The 16,062-nt window shown below is 43.0% G+C and carries 13 protein-coding genes; all 13 read right to left on the bottom strand.

What is annotated here, in order from left to right:
• Window positions 1-4 precede the first annotated feature (4 nt).
• The gene (locus IM792_RS15605) at window positions 5-562 is read right to left on the bottom strand and encodes a D-sedoheptulose 7-phosphate isomerase (protein WP_194102826.1); all 558 of its coding nucleotides are present in this window, start codon (window positions 560-562) and stop codon (window positions 5-7) included.
• Between the two features lie 8 nt (window positions 563-570).
• Entirely contained in the window at window positions 571-1,575 is a 1,005-nt protein-coding gene (rfaE1, locus tag IM792_RS15600) for a D-glycero-beta-D-manno-heptose-7-phosphate kinase (protein WP_194102825.1), read from the bottom strand.
• 35 nt (window positions 1,576-1,610) lie between these two features.
• Window positions 1,611-2,987 (bottom strand): exopolysaccharide biosynthesis polyprenyl glycosylphosphotransferase, encoded by a 1,377-nt coding sequence (locus tag IM792_RS15595; RefSeq protein WP_194102824.1) that lies wholly within the window; start codon window positions 2,985-2,987, stop codon window positions 1,611-1,613.
• 185 nt (window positions 2,988-3,172) lie between these two features.
• Complete coding sequence (locus IM792_RS15590; RefSeq protein WP_194102823.1) at window positions 3,173-4,507, bottom strand: UDP-glucose/GDP-mannose dehydrogenase family protein; 1,335 nt, start codon at window positions 4,505-4,507, stop codon at window positions 3,173-3,175.
• A 53-nt stretch (window positions 4,508-4,560) separates the two neighbouring features.
• Window positions 4,561-5,454: a glycosyltransferase family A protein gene (locus tag IM792_RS15585; protein ID WP_194102822.1), complete on the bottom strand. Its 894-nt coding sequence runs from the start codon at window positions 5,452-5,454 to the stop codon at window positions 4,561-4,563.
• Between the two features lie 17 nt (window positions 5,455-5,471).
• Entirely contained in the window at window positions 5,472-6,380 is a 909-nt protein-coding gene (locus tag IM792_RS15580; RefSeq protein ID WP_194102821.1) for a glycosyltransferase family A protein, read from the bottom strand.
• Window positions 6,381-6,405: 25 nt separating this feature from the next.
• Complete coding sequence (locus IM792_RS15575) at window positions 6,406-7,884, bottom strand: lipopolysaccharide biosynthesis protein (RefSeq protein WP_194102820.1); 1,479 nt, start codon at window positions 7,882-7,884, stop codon at window positions 6,406-6,408.
• Between the two features lie 19 nt (window positions 7,885-7,903).
• A complete protein-coding gene (locus IM792_RS15570) occupies window positions 7,904-9,133 on the bottom strand; it encodes a glycosyltransferase family 4 protein (RefSeq protein ID WP_194102819.1) in 1,230 nt (409 codons plus the stop codon).
• On the bottom strand, window positions 9,130-10,302 hold the full coding sequence (locus tag IM792_RS15565) for a glycosyltransferase (RefSeq protein ID WP_194102818.1): 1,173 nt from the start codon (window positions 10,300-10,302) through the stop codon (window positions 9,130-9,132). The genes IM792_RS15570 and IM792_RS15565 overlap by 4 nt, the downstream gene beginning before the upstream one ends.
• 58 nt (window positions 10,303-10,360) lie before the next feature.
• Window positions 10,361-11,356 carry a glycosyl hydrolase 53 family protein gene (locus IM792_RS15560; RefSeq protein ID WP_194102817.1) on the bottom strand — a complete coding sequence of 332 codons (996 nt, stop codon included), beginning with the start codon at window positions 11,354-11,356 and terminating at the stop codon, window positions 10,361-10,363.
• 5 nt (window positions 11,357-11,361) lie between these two features.
• Window positions 11,362-12,693 (bottom strand): hypothetical protein, encoded by a 1,332-nt coding sequence (locus tag IM792_RS15555; RefSeq protein ID WP_194102816.1) that lies wholly within the window; start codon window positions 12,691-12,693, stop codon window positions 11,362-11,364.
• A 9-nt stretch (window positions 12,694-12,702) separates the two neighbouring features.
• Window positions 12,703-15,006, bottom strand: coding sequence for a tyrosine-protein kinase (locus tag IM792_RS15550; RefSeq protein ID WP_194102815.1), 2,304 nt, complete (start codon window positions 15,004-15,006; stop codon window positions 12,703-12,705).
• Between the two features lie 43 nt (window positions 15,007-15,049).
• Window positions 15,050-15,853 carry a polysaccharide biosynthesis/export family protein gene (locus tag IM792_RS15545; protein WP_194102814.1) on the bottom strand — a complete coding sequence of 268 codons (804 nt, stop codon included), beginning with the start codon at window positions 15,851-15,853 and terminating at the stop codon, window positions 15,050-15,052.
• Between the last annotated feature and the right edge of the window lie 209 nt (window positions 15,854-16,062).

Raw genomic sequence — 16,062 nt, 5'->3', positions numbered from 1 at the left:
TTTCTTAGTCGAAAAGCTCGTCAACAGCCTTACAAAGTATATGGCCAATGATGATGTGGCACTCTTGTATACGGGCTGTAATGTTTGATGGCACAATGATGGTTACATCGCAAGCGCCTGCCATTTTACCACCATCCTTACCGGTTAAACCTATGGTTTTGCAACCGGCACCGGCGGCGAAATTAATGGCATTTAATATCGACTGACTGTTACCACTTGTTGATATACCGATAAACAGGTCGCCTGGTTTGGCGAATGCTTCTAACTGCCTTGAAAAAACCACATCGTAGCTATAATCATTAGCAATCGCTGTAAGTGCTGAAGTATCGGTAGTTAAGGCCAGTCCCGGTAGTGGCTTACGCTCCTTTACAAACCTGCCGGTAAGTTCGGCAGCTATGTGCTGCGCATCGGCGGCGCTGCCACCGTTACCTGCCAAAAATACGGAATTGCCAGATTTGATTGTTTCTGTGATCAGGCCACAGGCATATTCAATATCCGAAACCTTTTCGTTAATTAAGCTTTCAATAACCTTGTAGTGGTCTAACAATTCTGCTGATACCATTTGTGTGTTTAGTTTAAAAATTGAATTCGTTTTTGCTCCAGCTCTATTTCTTCAATGATCTCATCAACTGTAGTTGTAGCACTACCAATCTGGCGGATAACTATTGCCGCCGCGTGGTTGGCCAGCTCGCAGGCTTCTGATAACAAGAAACCGTGCGATAAGAAGTAAGCGATGGTTGCCAACACGGTATCGCCCGCGCCGGTAACATCAAATACATCGGTTGCTTTAACAGGCAGGGCGGTGTGGCCGTTGCTGTCAAATATCATAATACCTTCTTCGGATAGGGTAACTACCAGTTGCTCAACTTCGGTAGTTTCAAGGATTATCCTGGCTGCGTTTTGCAGATCTTCAAAATCCTTTATCTCATCCATTTTAGCGGCTATGGCTAATTCGTGTTTGTTAGGCTTAATAATGTTAGCGCCCTGGTATTTATTAAAGTTATTTCCTTTAGGGTCAACCATTACCTTTTTACCGGCCTTGCGCGCTTCGGCAATAACACGGCGGGTTAATGATGGCGATAAAAGGCCTTTATTATAATCAGACAGTACCACAATATCCGCCTGATTGATCAGCGGGGTAATGCTGGCTAATAATTCTTCTTCCAGATGAGATGGCAGATGATCGGTATTTTCACGATCAACGCGAGCCAGATGATGGCCATCTACAAATATCCTGGTTTTAAGCGTGGTAGCGCGATTTTTATCCTTAACAATGCTGGTCATGTTAACAGGGGTTTCGGCTAAAATGTCAACCAGTTGCTGGCCGCCAAAATCGTCACCTATAACACCTCCAACAATTACCGAGGCTTGCAGGCCCAGCAGGTTTTGGATAACGTTACCGGCACCACCCAAAGTTGAATACTCCGAGCGCAGGTTAACAACCGGCACCGGTGCTTCAGGAGATAAGCGGGTTGCTTTACCTTTAATATAATGATCAACCATCAGGTCACCAACCACTAAAATAGTTGGTACCTTTGTGGAAGCCTTGATAGCAATAAGTTTTTCTTTAAGCATAATAATTAAGTTATGTTAACAGGAATATTGTATTACTAATACGCGTTCTCGTGGCCTGATATCATCTGTTTAGCTGTTTTCAGAACGATCTTGATATCTAACAGCATGCTCCAGTTTTCCAGGTACCATACATCGTGTTCAACACGGTGCTGCATTAACTGCGGGTCTTTAGTTTCACCTCTGAAACCATTAACCTGTGCCCAACCGGTAATACCGGCTTTCAGGAAATGCCTTACCATGTATTGGTTTATTATCTTGCTGTACTCATCGGTCATGGTGAGCATGTGCGGGCGTGGGCCAACTATGCTCATATCGCCAAACAATACGTTGAAAAACTGTGGTAATTCGTCGATACTGCTTTTGCGTAAAAACCTGCCGATAGGTGTAATACGGTCGTCATCCTTAGTGGCTTGCTTAGCATCGCTGGTGGTGTTCATCTTCATGCTCCTGAACTTGTAGCAGTAAAAGCTTTGATTATCCTTACCACTGCGCAGTTGTTTAAACAGGATAGGTCCGGGGCTTTGTATCTTGATGATCAAACCGATAATGGGATATAACCAGCTTAATATAAATATGATGACCAATGAGCTGAATATGATATCGAAAACACGTTTCTTTACTATGTTCTCCACCTTTTCAAGCGGCTCGTAACGGTGACTTAATATAGAGAAGCCGCCCATGTAACTCACCTGTAATGGGTCGGGGTGATTAAGCGAACTATCGGCCACCAGTTTTAAGCGCAGGCAGCGGTTTTCAATTTCGTTTTGCAGTATCTGGAACTCGTTAAGGCGTTCCGGCGTGAATGACAGGTAAATATCAGTGATACCGCTTTTTTGTGCAGCCTCTAACTGGGTAGCAATTGACGGAAGTAAACGGCCGTTATTATCTAAGAACGATACATGCTCGTTGTGCATAATGCCCTTGAAGGCAAAATCGCGCTCGCTTTCCAGGAAATAGCCGGCCAGCCTCATGGTTGTTTTATCGGCACCCAATACGGCAACGGCCTTGTTTATCTTGAATATTTTTTTGAGTAATGATTCGGATTGAAAGTATAACGCGCGGTTAACTAATAAACCAACGCTTATAACCGGGATAAACATGTACCATACGGCCAACGTTGCCTCTAAACCCTGAGTTACATACAAACCCGGTGTAAATAGTAACGTATAGAAAAATAATGCCTTAAATAATACGGTATAGCCCTGGGTATCATTAACCAGAAAGCGTGCGCGGTAAAGCCCAAAATAAAAGTTGGTAAGCAACCAGAAGAAGTTAGCCATTAACGTAAGCATCAACGGCCTACTTATCAATTCGCTATACTGGTCGAGCACACCGCTTAGTGTGAGATTGATGATAATAACGTCTACTGCTGTTAAAATCAGGTAATTTGTGAGTAAAAAACGGTTTCTCATGTGCGGTAAGGATTTAAAACTTGTTGAAACACCGAAATTTGAGGATAATTAAACCATTGTTTAAAAACTACATCAAATTGATAATCATTCGCTTTGTTTCTTAACAAATTTACATTACCTATCACTGCAAACAGCACGTTTGCGGTGATAGGTACGTTATTGTGCAATTTGAGAAAGAATGCACGTTATTGTATGAATTGTTTGTGTAGGCTATCAACAACACTACGGCCAATGCTGCTGTAATAGAAGCCTAATTCGGTCATTTTTGCCAGGTCGTACAGGTTACGGCCGTCAAAAATTACCTTGTTTTTTAACGAGTTGCTGATCTTCTCGAAGTCAGGATTACGGAATACGCTCCACTCGGTCAGTATTAATAAAGCATCAGCATCAACCAAAGCTTCGTACTGGCTATCAGCATATTCAACAACGTCACCTAACAGGTTCTTAACATTCGACATTGCTTCCGGATCGTAAACCACCAGCTTAGCGCCGCGGGCTACTAAAGCTTTAATGATGTACAGTGATGGTGCTTCGCGAATGTCATCAGTTTCAGGCTTGAAGGCCAAACCCCAGATAGCGAACTTTTTGCCCTCTAAGTCATTTTGGAAGTAATCGCTCAATTTATCAACCAATACGGTTTTTTGAGTTTCGTTAACGTCCATAACGGCTTTCAATATCTTGAAATCGTAAGTATTTTCTTCGGCTGAACGGGCCAGTGCCTGAACATCCTTAGGGAAACAGCTACCGCCGTAACCAATACCCGGGAACAGGAAGCGTTTGCCGATACGGTCGTCAGCACCTATACCAAGCCTTACCATGTCAACATTGGCACCCAGTAATTCAGACAGGTTAGCGATCTCGTTCATGAAGGTGATCTTGGTAGCCAGGAATGAGTTAGCAGCATATTTAGTTAACTCTGATGAACGCTCATCCATAAAGATGATCGGGTTACCCTGACGTACGTATGGCGCATAAAGCTCGCTTAGCAATTCTCTCGCGCGCTCGTCAGTAGTACCTACTACTATACGGTCAGGTTTCATGAAATCCTCAACGGCAACACCTTCTCTTAGGAATTCAGGGTTTGATACTATAGCAACCTCAACATCGGTATTTTGCTCAAATACAGCCTTTACCTTATCGGCAGTACCAACAGGTACGGTTGATTTGGTAACGATAACTTTGTATGAAGTGATCATCTGCGCGATGTCCTTCGAAGCGTTCAATACATAGCTCAGATCGGCTGAACCATTCTCTCCCGGAGGGGTTGGTAACGCCATGAAAATGATGGTAGCATCGGCAATGGCCTCAGCTAAATCAGATGTAAAATGCAATCTGCCTTCAATAATGTTTCTGTGGAACATGGTTTCCAGGCCTGGTTCATATATAGGCACCTGGCCTTGTTGCATCATTTGTACTTTTTGTTTATTGATATCAACACAGGTTACATTATTTCCGGTTTCAGCTAAGCACGTTCCGGTTACAAGGCCAACATAGCCCGTTCCAATAACAGCGATTTTCATGATTTAAAATTTTTTAATAGTGATATTAGTGTGTGGATTTGAAGTATAATTTATTACATGCGGCTGGCTGATTTACCCAGGCTCACCTTGAATTTTTCGCGCGCGGTAATTACCGACAGGTAGTACCTGATATAAAATACCAGCAGCTTTTGAACCGGATGCAGCGATTTGCCTTTGCTGATGATCAGCGGAATGCTGCGTACCGGCGGACGAAGATCATACAGAAAGCGAACTACCGATTGTACAAACTTTGAGCCCGATTGCTTTTGAAAGCCGGCCTGGCCGCCGCCTACCCTTTTGGCTTTCTTTACCAGCTCGCTAATGGCGTGCCTTGCCGGGTGGCTAACCACTACCATATCAGAGTATTGAATTTTGAAACCCGCATCGCGTGCACGTACCGACCATTCGTAATCACCGCCAGAAAGCAGATCATCCTTGAACGGACCAACCTGATCAAAAACCTTGCGGTAAGTGAACATATTGGCGGTTACACCGGTACCATCCTGCTCAACATATAGATCCTGGTTAAAGGCATATACGGTTTCGTAAAGCTCGGCATGGGTAAGTTTTTCTGATTTATAGTACAGCCTGATCTTACCGGCAATGCGGTCATAACCCGGGTTGTTTTGGAACACAGCTACCGCTGCGCTCAACCAATCCGGATCAGGGATACAATCAGAATCAGTAAAGGCCATAATTTCACCCTTTGCTATTTTCAGGGCTGCATTTCGTGCCGCGTATGATCCGGGCTGCTCCTCAACAATTATTTTACAGTTTTCCGGAACAAAATAATCGTCCGGTACTTTATCGCCTATATAATTATTTACTACAATGATCTCAAACGAGTTTGAATCATACGTTTGCGTAGCCAATGATTGCAGGCATAGCGACAGGCGTGCCCAATCCTTATAAGTTGGGATAATTACGGAGATGAATTTTGGGGTCATAGTTAAATGATTATACTTTAAGCAGATTGAAGGATAGATTTCTTGAGGCCCTTTAAAAACAATTTAGCACGTGTTTGCAGAACCTGAACAAAACTTACATCGAGCTTATGCTGCTGCAACAACCCGTTGGCATAAGCCGGCATGGCATTATAGTTCCGCATAATTTCGAGGTAGATATATTTATCGATAGCGCGCCTTAATTCAGTTGTTAGCAGGTTACGATAGTTTAGTTCTGTTTTAATTTTAAGGCGCAGATCAATACGGGCATTCAATATGCGCTGGCGTTTTTCCTGATCGGTGCTTTTTGATACCGAGTTGTCGGCAAAATGCACGTAGGTATTTTTTGAATTATCAACAGCTATGGTGGCCTTACTTTTCAATAACCTGAAAAGCAAGTCGTACTCCTGTGATGACAGCGCTTTTTCATCCCAGCCATTTACGGCCAGCAATGCATCCTTACGCCATAGGTTTGAGCTGGTTATACCCAGTTGCGAACCTATCAGCCCTCGCCATATATTTTTGTCGGCTTTGCGTACAATAGTGTACCCATCGCCATTGTTATGATATTTAAGCACACAATCGCCAGCTATAACATCGGCCTTTTGTTCGGCGGCTACCTTAAGCTGATGGGCTATTTTTTCGGGCAGCAACTCATCATCCGCATCCAAAAATTGTATCCACTCGCCACGGGCTTTTTCCAGGCCATTGTTACGTGCCGCTGGTGCGCCTTTTTTGGGTTCCTGGTAAACGGTGATCAGCTCAGGATGTAATATTTGATAACTGTTAAGCTTGGCCCAGGTATTATCGGTCGACATATTATCAACCAATATCACTTCCAGATCTTTATAGGTTTGCGCAAACACGCTTTGCAATGCCCTGTCAATAAAGCCTTCACAGTTATAGCACGGTATGATCACTGAAACCATTGTTTGTTCTTTTATTAGTTATCTGTTATTTTTTACGTAAGCCGTTTATCAGGCCTAATAATTCGTCCTTCATCAGCAGCCATATACAACCTGCATAAACAATCATGGTAATACCCGATGTTATTATAAAGTGCAAACCGGTCGCCTTTACCAGTAACGATACGCATATAGCCACCACCGTTGCTATTACCGGGGCTTTGATGGCGTTTACAAACTGCCCGAAGGTTATTTTAACATGTATCAGATAGTTAAAGGTGTACTGAGCCACTATAACTACCACAAACTTGTTAAGCAGTATGGCGTAGGCCGCACCAACTATACCGTAGTAATGTATACCTACCGCTAACGATGGCAGGAATATGAAGGCTTTTAATAATTGCTGGCGCATTTCCAGTCCGGGGCGACCAAGACCTCTTAACAAGGCTGTGTTGCCGCTAACCAATATGTGCATCATTACCGATACGGCTAATAGTCTTAATGGCATTACGGTTTCCTGCCATTTATCGCCAAATATGCCTACCACTATACGGTCGCCATCCACCAAAAAGCATGACATTATAGGGAAGATGAACAGACAGTTAAAAAGTACCACCTTGAGGTAATATCTTTTCAGCGATTCCGGATCATTTTGCTTTTTGCCGTACATGGGGTACATCACGTTGTTGATCACGGCCATCAAACGGCTGCGGAAGGTATCAGTAAGTACAAAGGCCAGCGTGTATATACCCAGGGCGCTTGCACCAAGCAGCTTACCTATCAACAGGTAATCGAGGTTATTGTACAGGTAGTTCAGTATGTTCGATCCTGTGGTGTAGATACCAAAACCAAATACCTCTTTAAATGCCTTTTTCTCGAAAATGAATGCCGGTTTCCAGCGGGTAGCGTTAAAAAACAGTGGCATGGCTACCACTACGGTTGCTACCGCGTTAAATACCAGCGCCCATACACCCGCGCCTGATACGGCCAGGATAATAGCGATAACGCCCGCTGTTATATTGGCTGTATTATCAATAAACGCCAGCTTTTTAAAGTTCATTTGCTTGGTAAGCTGAGCTTTATGTACCAGGTTTATCGGGCTTAACAATATACCTATACTTATGGCCGGTATAATGCTTTTTAGCATAGGTTGGTTATAGAATGACGCGGCTATGTTGGCAACTCCTAAAGCCATTACAGCATACAGGAATACCGACCATGCTACCCCCGTCCAAAAGGCGGTGTGGTAATGCTCCTTACGCAGATCCTCTTTTTTACGCTGAACAAGCGCGGCACCCACGCCCAAGTCATTCAGTACCTGCACAAAGCCGGTGAAAACAGTTGCCATACCAACCAAACCAAATTGGCTTGGGAACAACAACTTGGCCAGTATAAGTTTTAAGCCAAATGCAAACGACTGATTGATAACAAGCTGTAAAAAATTCCAGAATATGCCCGTTGCAAGTATCTTCTTGTCCGACGGGGCAACTGTTTTTTCTGCAACTGTATTTTCTATAACAGTACTCATTAGATTATTTTTTGCTACGTTATTTAACCGCAGACATGGTTTGTTTTAACTGTTGTGGTTGTTCGTCGGCAGCTATTACCTTTTTGTACAAATTCAGGTAGTTGTCGATATTTATTGATGATGAGAACTTTTTGGCGTGGCTGCGGCAATTCTCCTTCTTCATCGCTATCTGTTCCGGATCTGCCAAAATTTGAGTCAGTACTTTGGTCAACTCGCCTGCCACCGGAGAGAAAAGCCATGAGCATTTCTGATCGTAAAGCTCTTTTAAACCTCCCCTGTCCGATTGGCATACCGGCACCTTATGCGCTAACGATTCAATAACCGTGCGGCCAAAAGGCTCCTGCCATAAGGCCGGCACAAGCAGCACATCTATCTTACTGAAAAAGTCTTTCGGTTTTACTACACCTAAAAACTGGCATTCAATACCATTCAGTTTATTTTCAAGATGTTTGATGAATTCCAGCTCACCCTTACCCGCAAACATCAGGCGAATATTACCTGTGTATTGTTTTGATAGCGCGCATACCTCATCTACCAAATACTCCACCCCTTTATCCTTTTCAACACGGCCGATGTAACCCAGGGTTATTTTATCAGTATTATCCGGCTCCGGTTCGTTGTTAAAATCGCTATCGGCAATGGCGTTGTATATCAAACTGCTTTTTGGGGCGATAGACGACTGAAACGACTCGTACTTATCCAACACGAATTTGCTGATGCCAACAAAGTGATCAGGAAAGCGGAAAAAGGGCTTTTTAACCGTGTTGGTTACCTTACATGGCGCACAAAGCGATTCGCAATTTTTGCCGTTGTACATATTGCAACGGTGGCAAAGCATGTAATAATCGCGCATGGAATGTACCAGCGGAATGTTACATGATTTGATGATGGCCCAAATGAACGGCGAAAAACCTTGAATGCTGTTGGTATGCGCAACATCGGGCGCTATCTTTTTAAGGATGGCGCGTATTTTAAAGTAGTAAAATATATTGCAGCTATCAATTATGTGCCACAGCGTTTTCATGGCCGCGCCACGTGGTGTTTTATCGTAGCTGTTAAATATATTTTGCTGCTTTACGGTAATAACAATTACATCTCCTACCCTATACACACTATCTTTTAAGCCGGTAGCCAGTACATATACCTGGTTACCTTTAGCGGCCATGCCCTCGGCCAGTAGCTTTACCGATATTTCGGCACCGCCAACAAAAGCCGGATAGTAATAAGTATTAGAGATCAGCACCCTCATGCTATAACTGTTTTTGAGGGTACACCGTTAATAACGTCCGCCTTTGACGATTCGGCATTCTTGTACTTGTTAAGTACGAATGATTTTATCTTTTGTACGAACGCGCCTTCATCAAATGATTCGGCATGCGCGCGGATAAATGATGAATTGAATTCCAGGGTTTCGAACAGGTTAACCGCTTTTGTAAGCGACTCGGTAGTTTGCTCCTCAAAGAAAACCGCGGTAGCTTTTTGCGCATCGTTGGTGTAAGGTACCATGGTTTCGGTAACACCACCACGGCCGTAAGCTATAACCGGTCTACCTGATGCGTTAGCCTCAAGCGGGGTAATACCATAATCCTCTAACTGCGGGAAAATGAAAGCCTTACAGTTAGCGTATACCTTAGCCAGATCATCAGCGCTCAAACCACTCAGGAATGTGGTATTCTCGTTAGCCATCTTCTTGATCTCGGCCTCACGCGAACCTTTACCTACCACTACCAGATGCTTATCAGGCATTTGATTGAAGGCTTCGATCACCATGTCAACTTTTTTGTATGATTCAAAGCGTGATACTATCAGGTAGTACTCGCCCGGTTTGTTTGATACGTAGAAGTTTTTGCACTTAACCGATGGGTTGATGATAGATACCTCGTTTTTAGGCGAGTAAGCCGCTTCGATACGTGGTAATACCTCGCGCGAGTTGGTGATGAACCAGCTGGTTTTTTGTGCTGACCCCCTGTCATACTCACGCAGGTACGATAGTACGCGATTGTATAACGCTTTTTTTATGGCACCGGCGTTGGTTACCTTTTCGTACGACTCACTGCTCCAAACCAAACGGAACGGGTTGTGGCAATAAGTTATAATTAATGCATCAGGATTTGTTTTGATGTACTTGGCACAATGCGTGGTTGATTGCAGCACGATGTCAAACGAGCGGAGGTCAAGTTGCTGCATGGCCATAATGCCAAGTGGAAAATAAAACCGTTTGCAATTTTTTTCGCTTTTGAATACCCGCCCGAACCAGCTTGTTCTAACATCGCACTCCTGAAATTCAGGATATGTATTTTTGCGATCGTAACTAAGTGTATATACAGGTGCATCAGGAAATGCCTGATGGAAGCTTAAAGTGACCTGTTCTGCCCCTCCTTTACAAACCAGGTTATCATGAACAATTGCAACTTTCATATATAAATTGATTTAATATTTTATTTGGTGTTTAATTATCAAACTATTGATCGTATTCTTATTTTAACTCTTTTATAAGCTGTTTATAGCCATCGTAACCGGCTTTAGGTATATGCTTACCATCAGCGCCATCGCTCATTAAGCCGTAGAACGCCTCATCAGGATAGCGTGGTTGCAGCTCAGGCTGATCGTACAGTTCGTAAACGAAAAGCGCATCGGCCAAACCCTGGTTATATACTTCTGACAGGCTGCTTTTTAAATAATCGCAATGCTTATCAGCATCTACTCTCAGGGTGCCTCTTGAGTAGTTATACTCCGTAACCCAAATGGTTTTGTTGAAGCGCTTGCGCATAACGGCCAGCACATCATCGCCATTAACCTTGGCGCTTTTAATGTTACCCATATTTGAGTACCAGTGCGCGCCTATGATGTCGTAATTAACCTTATAATCCTGCAAAAGCTGTAGGTAGTAGTAATGTATATAGCTTACCGAAAGCGTTGTTTTCGCCGTTGGCTTAACCGACTTAAAACCATCAATAAAACCTTTAATGGCGGTTATCAGTCGTTCAGCTTTAGGCAGATTGAAATCAGCGGCTTTGGTACCACGCGGGTTGCCCTTATTCATCATCTTATTATCTTCCTCGTTGCCTACCTCAAACACATCAATGGTGCTGCCATAGCGTTGTGCAAAGTTTTTGCCCTGGGTAAAGCTCACGCTGTATATGGAATCTACCGAAAGCCCTTTCAGTCCACTTTGCATTACCACCGGTAATGGGCGTATGTTATTATCCTTAAGCTTCTTCAGCAGCGTTTGTAAACCTTGCTCCCTTTTGGCATAGCCCTGCGCATCGGTCAAAATATCAAACCGGTAGCATTTTACGCCGAGGTTAAGTATGTCGCTTATTTGCTGATCTAAGTTTTTTGTATAGGCTTTTTGCGTAAGCGGATGCCCGTTCACTCCCCATAAAAATGGTATTTTGGAGTTACGCTGCGCATTGGCCGCGCCACCCAGGCATATACATAAAATAAAGATCCAAGCTCTTATAGTTGCCATGGTATTTATCTGGTTAAAGCCAATTTTGTTTCAGTATTGGCTGTTTCACTCTCACTTTCCCCTGTTGTATATTTTTGTAATATGAAACCCAGTGCTATGTATATCCACAGCGATGGGTAAGCAAACTCAGGTACGGTAGCCATCATAATGAGGTATACCAGGCCAAGACCCATTTTGTAACAGATAGATACTATCCTTACCGGTATTTTAAGCCACAGATTTTTAAGCACGAACCAACTGAACACAAAGAACCCGATGAAGCCATTATTTAAAATAATGGTCGAGAAAAAGTCGGTTGAACGTACATAGCCGAACCCGATACCTACTGCCTGACTCACCCCGTTCAGATCAGCCCAAAATGCCAGGTGGGTTGTAAAGCCGTTGCTACGCTCCTTTGATGATGAGCTTTCGCCCTGTAGCTTGCCCGCGAATACGAACTCATAAATACTATCGAACAAATGCTGCATCTTATCCAGTTGGAGGATGAAACACACTACTATAATGCCGAGGCACATATAGTAAAAAATGTGTATCTGCCTTTTGTATATCACCCAGAACGAGAAGAAGATGAGCATACAAGCGTACGATGTGGTTGAGAACGTTAGCACCAGGCATATTAAGAACAGCATGGTATCAAACTTTCTGTCCAGCGCATAGCTAAGCACCCAAAACGGGAACACCGTGAACACAAACATGGATGGCTCGCCCGTATATCCTTTAACACGCATCAGGCCCATACCACCCAAACTAACCGTTTGAAACAGTGATGCTGATTTTTCAGATTCACCAAAGGTTCTGTTGGTCACAAAATCGCCGTTTTGGCCGGTGGCTACATAAAACAGGAACTCGTACAACGCGTAAAAACACAGTATGCGTAAGCCCCAGAATATATAGTTAAGCAGCGTTTTGTTAGGGAAGTACTTTACGTAAGCGTAAATAACAAACCCCACAATCAACGGCAACGTTTGTGTAATGTGCGATTGCCTGTAGAACGTTTTGGTATAATCGTTACGGTTGATCATGATCAGCGATTTGATCAGCTTTAGATTAGTTACCAGGTTGGTGAACTGCGACAAAAAGCTCATGGCCAGTATCACGGCGAAGAAAATTGAAACCTCTTTAAAGAATTCAAATTTATTTTCCTTTAGTGATGCCAACGGTATAACGAATAACAGCAATAAAGCCATTACATTAATAACCGTAGTACCCGGAATGGTAGGTATTACCAGGAATGATGTGAGCGGAAAGAACAACATCATCAGGTTAACCCAGTTACCTACAAACGTGTTCTCTCCTGTATCCACCGATCCTCGTGATAGCGCGATCCGATTAAGCATAACTTGTTATTATGATTTAACTAATTCGCCGTAGCCAACACCGTAACCATAGCCATAGTAGCCTGATTTAGAGAAATCAACATCGTTAATTACTACATACAGGTTATCTACCTTATCCTTGCTCTTGATCTCGTTAATTATCTCTATCTGATTTTTATCAGTATAGTTATGGCGGCAAACAAAGATGGTCATGTCGGTATACTTCTGAATCTCCAACGCATCAGACACTAAACCTACCGGCGAGCTATCGATCACCACGTAATCAAAACGGGTACGCAGGTCGGTGATCAGTTCTTCCAGTTTATCGGTAAGCAACAGTTCGCTACCATTGGCAACTATAGGGCCGGCAGATATAGCGAAGCAGTTTCTGTGCAGTGTAGTTTGCTTTAATACCTTGCTGATCGGCAGGTCATCCATTACATAGTTGGTGTAGCCGTTCTCAGCATAATCCAAACCGATCAGTTTTGAAAGATTAGGCTTGCGTAAGTCAAGCTCAACCAATACTACACGCTTGCCAGACATGGCCAGCATCAGGCCCAGGTTACCGGTAAGGTATGTTTTACCCTCGCCCATTTTGCTTGAGGTAACCATGATCACGTTAGAGCGGTTAACATCAAGCAGGTTCCTGATTTTGGTACGCAGCGTACGGAAACTCTCTGTTACCGGCGAGCGTGATGTTATATCGATTAGCTTCTCGTCGTTTTTAGGTACACGGCCAATTTTACCGATAATGGTAACATCAGTTTGACTTTCAATATCAGATTCCTCTTGTATCTTATTGATGAATAAGCCTTTGGTATTGATGTAGCTCAACGGGATAACAAAACCCAGGAAGAACGACATTACAAAAATCAATGGCTTAATAGGTTTAACCGGCGAGTTTGAGCTTTTGGCATCATCAACTATACGCGAGTACGGCATATCGGCAGCCTTGGCCATTTCGGTTTCTTCGCGTTTTTGTAACAGGTATACATAAAGCTGTTGCTTAAGTTCCTGCTGGCGTTTAAAGCCTACTATCTCACGTTGTTTGCCCGGGATATCCTTAATATCGTTGCTAACAAAATTCTTTTGTGAACCGGCACCTGCTGTCGACATTTCTAACTCGCTTTTGTAACTGTCAACATTTTGTATCAGGTTGCTTTTAGCCAGCTTTATTTGTTCGTTCAGGTTCTGAATTACCGGGTTCGATTCGGTGTAGGTAAGTTTTGAACGCTCACGCTCGTTAACCAGATCGTTATACCTGGCCAAACTTGTAGCGAATGACGCGTTTTGAATACTTAATGAACTTGGTATAACTGTACTGTTAGGATTGTTCAGCTTAGCTTTCAAACTATTAACAATTGAAAGCTGTACACGTTGCTGATCGTACCTGTCAGTATAAGTACTTGAATTACCTACCAATACTTTTGCTTGCTCATCAATATCAGTAATGTTGTTTTTGCTACGGAAATCCTGATAGGTCTTCTCAATATCTGATAACTCATTAGATACTACTGCTATACGGGCATTGATAAAGTTGATAGTACTGTCAATTATCCTCTTTTTGTTAGCGTTATTATCTTTCAAATACTGATTCATTAAGGTATGAAGTATCACCTCACCCTTTTTTGAATTCGGATAATAGAAAGTAAACTCAACGTTGGTAGTAGTTTTATCGGTAAACTGCGCATCATATCCTGCTAACAGACTATTAATGGTTTGATCTTCCGATTTGATCATCGCTGAATACTCCTTACCGGCAGCAGGTTTAGCCGCCGTTTTAGCTATCGATATATCATACTGAGGCAATTCAACCTTTTGGTCGAACTGTACTTTGCGGTTAATACCTTCATCCTCGTTTTTAATGGTAACGGTGTTATCACCATTTACAGAGAAGGTATACTCTCTTTCGCGTAACGAGTCGGTTCTGTTCTTTAATATATTAACAGCAAAAGGAGCCTCCTCATAAATTTCGGGGCTACCTAATGCGCTTTTATTATAATAGCTGATATTTAAGTGCAACATCTGCACCACCTCTTTCATCAGGCTGCGCGATCTGAGTACGTCGCCCTCATTCTTAACATTCTCGGCCAGGCTTAACGCGGTTGATACACCTGCGTTGGCATATTCCTTATTAGCATCCGGCGATGTTGGGTGCAGTTGTATCAGCATGGTACTTGATACCAGGAACTGTTTTGTTGAGAAAGTGATATATGCATATCCTAACCCCAGAAAAATAACAAGGCTGATAACGAACAGGTACCAGTATGATTTTATCTGGCCGAGTATGTTGCTTATGGCGTTGCTACTGTCCTTTACTGAACGGGTTTCCATATTTACTAAGTTTTTTGAGTGATTTTATTTTAGCAGGTGAATGTTACAGGTATCTGACGCCTAAAATAATAGCTGTAAACACGGTCGCGGCAATAGTAATGAACCTGGCAGCATTGTTATCATTGTTAAGCACTTTGGTTTTGTTTGGCTCAACATAGATCACATCATTTTGCTTAAGGTAGAAGTAAGGCGAATTCATGGCTGACTTTTTGGTAAGGTCGATCTTTACAGATATGTTACGGCCCACACCATCTTTACGAATCAGGGTAATATTGTTGCGCTTGCCAAAGAAGGTAAGGTCACCCGCGTAACCGATAGCATCTAACAGGGTTACCTGCTCGTTAGGTATTACATATGATGCCGGGCGGTTAACCTCACCCAGTACGGTTACCCTAAAGTTTGAGTAGCGTACATCAACCACCGGGTTAACAAAAAACTTGGCAGCCTTGTCGCGCACGGTTTCGCGTGCCTTCATGGTGGTTAAGCCTAATAGTTTAATGCTACCCAAAGTAGGCACTTCAACAAAACCTGCTTTGTTAACCAGGTAACCTGATACCGGAGTGATCATGCCTGCTTGCGGATTAGCGCCGGCAGTGTTGGTTAAACCACCGTTACGGCTGTTAATTGCGTTAGTTGCCAACGGATCGTTAGTGGTAACGGTAATGGCTAATATATCGTCGGGCTGAATGGTAGGTTCTACATATTCGGCAGCGCTAAATTCATTGGCCTGGCTGGTTTCAGGCAAATCTTGAAAATAACGTATTTTTTTGGTTGATCCGCATGAGCTGAATAGTATAGCTGCTATGCTTATTAAAAGACCGAACCTTACGGCAGAAATTTTCTTCATGGGTATTACTGTTATAATGATTGTTTAGCTGTTCCTTTTTTATATAACCTTTAGAAAGAGCTCCGCCAACCCGGTCACACAACCAATCTTTCTAAATATTAAATTCGCAAATAATTCAATCAATTGCTTTGATATTATTAACCCAAGCTTGATTTATAACAAATATTAGCAAAATAACCTTTACATTTCTTCCCTTGGCGGGGTTGATA

Origin of the sequence: Mucilaginibacter sp. JRF (assembly GCF_015223065.1) — a bacterium.
Lineage (GTDB): Bacteria > Bacteroidota > Bacteroidia > Sphingobacteriales > Sphingobacteriaceae > Mucilaginibacter.
Note: the sequence above shows the minus strand (reverse complement) of the source record. Positions and strands in the feature narration are given on the sequence as shown.